Source organism: Rhizobacter sp. P3_C12, from assembly GCF_056402735.1.
In genome coordinates, this window is record NZ_JBFUGW010000306.1 from 1 (window position 1) to 6,767 (window position 6,767).

The 6,767-nt window shown below is 66.5% G+C and carries 3 protein-coding genes; all 3 read left to right on the forward strand.

Annotated features, from left to right (window positions below; genetic code table 11):
• A partial coding sequence (locus AC1DXV_RS29315; RefSeq protein ID WP_477936941.1) for a beta strand repeat-containing protein occupies positions 1 to 2,533 on the forward strand: 2,533 nt, incomplete at its 5' end.
• Positions 2,530 to 6,186, forward strand: coding sequence for an RHS repeat domain-containing protein (locus AC1DXV_RS29320; RefSeq protein WP_477936943.1), 3,657 nt, complete (start codon positions 2,530 to 2,532; stop codon positions 6,184 to 6,186). The genes AC1DXV_RS29315 and AC1DXV_RS29320, both read left to right, overlap by 4 nt.
• A 10-nt stretch (positions 6,187 to 6,196) precedes the next feature.
• Positions 6,197 to 6,508: a DUF5076 domain-containing protein gene (locus tag AC1DXV_RS29325; RefSeq protein ID WP_477872354.1), complete on the forward strand. Its 312-nt coding sequence runs from the start codon at positions 6,197 to 6,199 to the stop codon at positions 6,506 to 6,508.
• Positions 6,509 to 6,767 lie beyond the last annotated feature (259 nt).

The window sequence follows — 6,767 nt, forward strand, 5'->3', positions numbered from 1 at the left end:
CGTGGTCGCGACCGTCGACCGCGACAGTGGTGTCGGCAGCGGCACGGTGTCCGAAGAGTTCGGCTACCGCGGCTTCAAGGCAGCACACGACGGCCGCGGCCCGCGCGGCTTCCGCGAGGTGCGCAGCCAGCGGCCGGCAGCGGACGGCAGCGTCTTGTCGCAGTCGACGCAGGTYGCGCTGTCATACCCCTACATCGGGCAGCCCGCGCGCACGCAGAGCTGGCGCGGCTCGCTGAACCAGACATCGCCGGTGCTGTTGGCAAGCGAGGCCAACATCTACTGCGATGCCTCGGCGTCGCCCACGGCCGAAGCGGCCGCGACCGTCGCGGCGCCATGCCCGGTGCCGGCCACGGTGCGGCTGCAGCGGCCGTACCTGTTCCAGAGCAGCAAAAGCGCGCGGGAGTTGAACGGCGATGTGCTGCCCGGCACGACCGTGACGACGCGCTACAACGAGAACGGGGACCCGAAGGAGGTGGTGGCCGTGACCACCGGGACGGCCGCGGGGAACGTCGCACAGAGCATCACCGCGACAACGAAGCACGACTACGCCCTCAACAACATCGCGGACGACAACTGGGTGCTGGGTGGCGTGCAGCGCTCGACGCAGGAGCGCAGCGTGCCGAACAGTCTGGCGGCCATCGGTGCGAGTGCCGGCACGGCGCCGAATGCGACCGCGACGCGCGGCACGCCGCCGACGGCCACGCTGAGCGTGCCGGTCTTCACGGCCACGCAGATCGGGCAGAGCAGCGGCGCCACGGCGCTGCTGAGCAACACCGGCGGCGTGGCGATCAACATCACGATGCCGACCGCCGCGGCGGTGTCGTCGGCGTCGGGCAGCGAGTTCAGCTTCTCGGGCACGACATGCGGCACGACACTGCCGGCGGGTGCGTCGTGCACGGTGAGCGTGAGCTTCATCCCGACTGCAGCTGGTGCACGCACKGGCGGGTTGAACMTCAACACCGAGCTGGGCGTCAAGAGCGTGGTGCTGTCCGGCACAGGCCAGGCGCCGTCGGGCAGCCTGTCGGCGCTGGCCTTCGGTGATGTTGCAGTCGGCAGCGCATCGATGCAGAACGCGATGCTGACGAACACCGGTGTCGGCCCGCTGAGCGTGGCAGTGCCCGCGGCCTCCTCGGTCAGCGGCACCGACTTCGGGTTCGTCTCSACGACCTGCGGCAACTCGCTGCCGGTGGGTGGCAGCTGCTCGGTCACGGTGCGCTTCCAGCCGACGGCCAATGCCGCACGCAGCGGCAGCGTGAGCATCGGCACGGGCGCGGGGACGCTGTCTGCCGCGCTGAACGGCACCGGCCTGCAGTCGGTGATCGCGGTGACCGGCAATGGCGCAGCGAGCCTGACAGCGCAGAAGAGCGGTGCAGCAGGAAGCGGCACGGTCACCTTCACGAACAGCGGCAACCAGGCGGCGACGCTCACGATGTCGGGCTTGAGCGCACCGTACTCGGTGAGCCCGGCAAGCTGCGTGGCGCCTGCGGGCGGCAGCTGTGCGGTGACGGTGTCGATGACGACGGCTGGCGCGATAGGCGCGCAAGGCGGCCAGATCCTGACGGCCACCGGCGGCACGACCGGTGCGGTGTCTGCCTCGGTGGCGGGCACGTTGTACGGCTCGGCGATCTCGGTCACCGGCAACGGCGCAGGTGCGTTGAGCGCCACGAAGGGTGGCGGTGCAGCCTCCGGCACGGTGAGCTTCACCAACAGCGGCAACCAGGCGGTGACGCTGGCGATGTCGGGCCTCAGCGGCGTGTACAGCGTGGCACCGGGCAGCTGCACGGTCGATGCGGGCGGCACTTGCGTGGTGACGGTGTCGATGAGCACGGGCGGCAACATCGGCGCGCAAGGTGCGCAGACGCTGGTGGCGACTGGCGGAACCTTGGGTGCRGCATCGGCCCCGGTCTCGGGCACGTTGACAGGCTCGGTTGCGACGCTTGTCGGCGGCAACCTGAGCTATGGCACGGTGAACCAGAACTCGGCGGTGCCGCAGAACGTGATCGCGTGGCGCAACGACGGCAACGTGCCGATGGCGCTGTCGGGCTTGTCTGGYTTGCCTGGCGTGTTGAGTGTGGTGGGCAACAGCTGTACCAATGTGACGCCTGGCCTGGCGTGCACCATGACGGTTCAGCTGGCCACCGGCAGCCTGACAAGCTTCAACCAGACGGCGAGCACGGTGGGCGCGACGGTGAATGGCTCGACCACGGCCAGCGGCACGGTGCAGACGATCCCCGGTGCGCTGTTCAATCTGAGCACGACCGCGACGTCGACGACCACCTACACGACGATCACGCTGACGGTGGCCAACCCGTACAGCGCCGCGCAGGCGATCACCGCGGTGACCCAGAGCGACGCGGGCACACCCGGCACGAGCACCTGCACGCTGGGCGGCAGTGTGGCTGCGTCACCGGGGAGTTGCACCTTCCAGTGGATCTACGACCGATGCACCGCTCGCACGGTGAACTTCAGCGTGAAGAACGCGTTCGGCACCCAGACGACGAGCAAGGCCATCGTGAAGGGGACCTGCCTGTGAAGAAGAACCTGTTCGCAGCAATCGTGTGGGTGGCGGTGAGCTCCGCCCATGCACAAGCCCAGTTGCCACCTGTGACAGGCGTGGACAACCCGTTCAGCTACGCCCGCACGAAGAACTTCACCTACTTGCCCGATGGCTTGGTGGACACCGAGACGACCGAGCTCGGCGACGTGCAGCAGTGCGTGGTGAAGAAGTACATCTACGACGATGCCGGCAACCGCACCGGGGTGACGCAGCAGAACTGCACCGGCGCGAGCGGCGATGCGCTGTTCGCGCCACGCTCCGCCACGACGACCTATGGCGCGCAGACGGTGACCGTCGCCGGCATCAGCGCCATCGTGCCCCGGTGGACGGCACCGAGCAGCAGCAAGAACGCATTGCAGCAGGAGGAAACGCAGACGGTGGACCCGCGCTTCGGCACCGTGCTGAGCAAGACGGACGCAAACGGGTTGACCACGCGTTGGGAGTACGACGATGCGGGACGCGCGACGCGCGAGATCCATGCGGATGGCACGCGGGTGATCACGGCGTATTGCTACATCGCGGGCCGGGTGAACGCGGCAGGCGACACGTCGACCAACAGCCCGAGCTGCCCGAGCCCGAGCGCGGCCGAGATCCCCGCCGACGCGATGATGTTCACGCACGTGGAGCCGCGCGACGCGAGCGGTGCAGAGGGCGTCAAGAACGGACCGTTCACCCGCAAGTACGTGGACAGAGCTGGCCGCGCGCTGCGGCAGGTGAGCGAGGCCTTCGACGGATCCACGCAACCCGGCGGCACGAACCGGCTGATCGTCACCGACACCGAGTACGGCGACCTGGGCCAGGTGGTGCTGCAGACGCAGCCGTACTTTCTGGACAGCGGCTCGTCGACGAGCACGGGTAGCGCCGACGTGGGCTTGTCGCGCACCGAGTACGACGCGCTGGGCCGGGTGGTTCGCATCTACACCGCCGACAGCCAGGGCAGCCAGCCCAGCGTGAGCTTCGGCAACCGCGGCAGCCGCCGGGCGCGAGTGACGACCTCGGTGTACGGCGCGCTGGTGGTGGTGTCGACCGATGACCGCGGGCAGGTGCGCACCGAGGAGAAGAACGTCGAAGGACGCACGATCCGCATCACCGACCCGCTGGGCGCGCAGATCGTTCACCAGCACGACGCGTTCGGCAACCTGGTGGCGACGAAGGATGCGCTGCAGAACACGGTGCAGATCGTCTACGACGTGCGGGGCAACAAGCTCAAGCTGACCGACCCGGATGCCGGGGTGATCGAGTACCGCTACGACGCGCTGGGCCAGGTGGTGAGGCAGCAGAACCCGCTGCAGGCGCAGCGTGGCGGGCAGACGACGATGCAATACGACGTGCTCGGGCGGATGACGCTGCGCACGGAGCCGGAGTACAGCAGCACCTGGACCTACGACAACTGCGCGATGGGCATCGGCAAGCTGTGCGCGACCAGCGCCAGCACCGACATGAGCCAGCAGTGGGTGTACGACAGCCTGGGCCGACTCATCAGCAACCGCACGACCGTGGCGAACGGGCCGAGCTTTGCGAGCGCGCTGAGCTACGACGCGAATGGCCGGCAGGCGACGCAGACGTGGCCGACCGGGCTGACGGTGAACTACGGGTACACGCCGAAGGGGTTCCTCGGCACGGTGTTGCTCGCGACGGCGGTAACGGTGAACCCGTTGCCGGCGACTCCGGGCGGCACGCCAGGTGCGAGCATCGCGCTGCCGGCGGGCACGGTGCTGTGGCAGGCGCAGGGCTACAACGCGTGGGACCGGCTGGAGCAGCAGAAGTACAGCAATGCGGTGGTGAGCACCTCGGCCTACGAGGCCTTCACCGGCCGGGCCAGCGGGCTGGTGTCGGGCAAGGCGGGTGCAAGCACCGTGCTGAACCACGGCTACGTGTGGGACAGCCTGGGCCGGCTGACGAACCGCAACGATGCGAACGGGGATGGCAGCACAGGCGCGGTGACGGAGAACTTCGAGCACGACGCGCTCGGCCGGCTGCAGCGCTACACGGTGGCTGCGCCTGCGATCAGCGGCCTGGTGCGCACAGTGAGCCTGCAATACAACGCGCTGGGCAGCATCCTCTACAAGAGCGATGTGGGGGCGTACAGCTACGGCGCGCAGGGGGCGAACGCGGTGCGGCCGCATGCGGTCCAGAGCATCGAAGGGGCAGCAGCCAACACCTACGGCTTCGACGCGAACGGGAACATCGCGAGCGCAACAGCGGGCAAATATCGCGGCATCACCTACACCGGCTTCAACCTGCCGGACAGTCAGGCGGGTGTGCAAGGCCCGGCGGGCGGGCCGAGCTACGTGTGGAGCTACGACGAGGACCATGCGCGCATCCGCGAGGTGCGGACGATTCCGAATGGCACCAATGCCGGCACGCGCACCACGTGGTACCTGCACCCGGACAACACCGGCGGATTGGCCTTCGAGAGCGAGGTCAATTCACCGACAAGCCCGAGCGCGGCGAACCCAACGGTCACGAGCAACCGTCACTACCTGAGCGCAGGCGGCCAGAGCCTCGGGGTGTTGGTCTCGACTGGAGCGCTGCCGGTGCTCGGATCCACGCAAACCGCACCACCCGTGCAGTCGAGCCTGAGCGCGGTGAAGCTGGAGTACTGGCACAAGGATCACCTGGGCAGCGTCGCGGCAACGACGGATCACAACGGTGACGTGACGGCCCGCGATGCGTATGACCCGTTCGGCAAGCGCCGCTTCGCGAACGGCAACTACGACGCCGCCGGCACGCTCGTCATCGACTGGAGCTCGGCCGTCAACAGCGGCACCGACCGAGGCTTCACCGGCCACGAGCAGCTCGACGATATCGGGCTCACGCACATGAACGGGCGACTGTACGACGCGACGATCGGGCGCTTCCTGTCGCCTGACAAGTTGGTGACCGACCCCAACGAGTTGCAGGCCTACAACCGCTACAGCTACGCAAGAAATGACCCGCTGGCGCGCGTTGACCCGAGCGGCTGGGGCGATTTCCCCGACAAGACCTGGGACCCTGAGGCGTACGTGATGGAGCAGGTGAACATCACCGGAACTGCGGTTCCGACGCTTCCCGCACCGAACCTGACCTGCACGTCGTCGTGCATGGGAGGTCTCTTCAGAGCGGGGCCGCCGACGTTCGTGCTGATGGCCGCACCCGGCACGCCAGCTCAAAAGTCGTTCCAACAAGGCCTGAACGCAGGGGCCGCCAAAACCACGAGAGTGGTTGGCGGCATTCGCGAGTACGTCCACAAGGAGGCCGAGAACGGATCAGTGCTGTGGAAGATGGTTGATGCGGTATTGTCTGTGGGTGACTCGCCTGAACAAGCGGCCGACGGGTTGTCGACCGAGGCAGGCAATGAGAAGGGTTGCATCTATTGTGTCAAGGGCGATAAAACCAGTTCTGGAAAGGACTATGTTGGTTCGACGGACGATATGGACCAACGCAAGCGAGACAAGTCAGACGGCCGTGACCGGGAGGGTGCCGAAGTGGTTGATACTTATCCGAAAGGCGACCGAGATACTCGTCGTACCAAGGAGCAGCAAGCGATCAATGATCGCGGTGGTGTCGATGAGCTTGATAACAAGCGCAACGAGGTCGCACCCAAGAAATGGGACAACAGGGGTATCACTCCCCCTCCTAGCAACTGAGGAAATGATGATGAATGAACGTCCGATTCCCGAAGCCGCTATGCGCGACGAAGACGCAGTTGAAATGCTGCGAGTGTGGATCGCAGAGAAGAAAATTCACTGCTCCATGAAAGTCGGCATGTACCGTGAAACGATGAATATTCAAGAAGAGCGTGCGTGGGGCACCATCTTGGCGGACGTTGCCAAGCATTTGGCAAATGCTCTGGAATCAGGGTATGCGACCAATGCGGCCGAATCGCTGCAGAAGATTCGTGACAGCTTTGTCAGGGAGTTGGATGCGTCAACATCCGAAGCCAAAGGTGGATTCGTTCAGAGGCACTGATTGCGAGGCTCGCGACGCTACACCGATGGTCGTGCTGAACTGATCGGCCGTGGTCTGCGCAGCTTGGCGGCACGAACCGGCTGATCGTCACCGACACCGAGTACGGCGACCTGGGCCAGGTGGTGCTGCAGACGCAGCCGTACTTTCTGGACAGCGGCTCGTCGACGAGCACGGGTAGCGCCGACGTGGGCTTGTCGCGCACCGAGTACGACGCGCTGGGCCGGGTGGTTCGCATCTACACCGCCGACAGCCAGGGCAG

Bases quoted from the DNA above. Each gene is read 5' to 3' on its own strand.
- AC1DXV_RS29325 (WP_477872354.1), top strand. From the start codon at position 6,197: ATGAATGAACGTCCGATTCCCGAAGCCGCTATGCGCGACGAAGACGCA.